This is a genomic window from Sphaerisporangium rufum (assembly GCF_016863395.1).
Lineage (GTDB): Bacteria > Actinomycetota > Actinomycetes > Streptosporangiales > Streptosporangiaceae > Sphaerisporangium > Sphaerisporangium rufum.
In genome coordinates, this window is sequence record NZ_BOOU01000159.1 from 1 (window position 1) to 775 (window position 775).

A 775-nucleotide genomic window follows, 5' to 3' on the forward strand; every position below is an offset into this window, starting at 1 on the left:
GCTCGGGAAGTGGATGATCGGGTTGGGTGAGTGGTTGTTCGGGGCCGATCCGTTCGGGTGGCGGTTCGCGGCGGCGGTGGCCGGGGCGGTGTCGATCCTGGTGGTGGCGCGGGTGGCGCGGCGGATGACGCGCTCGACGCTGCTGGGGTGTCTGGCCGGTGCGGTGCTGGCGCTGGACGGGTTGCATTTCGTGCTGTCGCGCACCGCGCTGCTGGATGTGTTCTTGATGGTGTGGGTGCTGGCCGGGTTCGCCTGCCTGGTGGCCGATCGTGACTGGGCGCGTTCGCGGCTGGCGGCCTGGTACGACGCGGCGGGTGCGGCGGCGGGCGCGGTGGTGGCCTCCGCGGTGACCTCGACCATGCCCGCGTCGCCGGGTTCGCCGGGTCTGCCGGGTTCGGCGGGTTCGGCGGGTTCGGTGGACGGGGCGGGCGGGCCGCGGCTGGGGTGGCGGCCGTGGCGGATCGCGGCGGGGGTGTGTCTGGGCGCGGCGTGCGCGGTGAAGTGGAGCGGGATCTACTTCCTGGTGGCGTTCGCGGTGATGTCACTGTTGTGGGACGCCGGGGCCCGTCGCGCGGTCGGGGTGCGCCGGCCCTATCTGGGGCTGGCCGGGCGTGATCTGCCCGGCGCGCTGGCCGCGCTGGCGGTGGTCCCGGCGGTGACCTACGTGCTGTCGTGGTCGGGCTGGTTCGCCTCGGCCTACGGCTACGGCCGCAACTGGGTCCAGGCCACCTCCAGCGGCTGGGGCTACTTCGTCATCGACTCCCTGCGCTCCTGG

Annotated in this window: 1 protein-coding gene; it reads left to right on the top strand. The window is 73.9% G+C overall.

Translation table 11 applies throughout. The features are described from left to right. Positions 1-22 precede the first annotated feature (22 nt). Positions 23-775 (top strand): phospholipid carrier-dependent glycosyltransferase (locus tag Sru01_RS35135; RefSeq protein ID WP_445009389.1); only part of this gene is annotated, 753 nt, incomplete at its 3' end.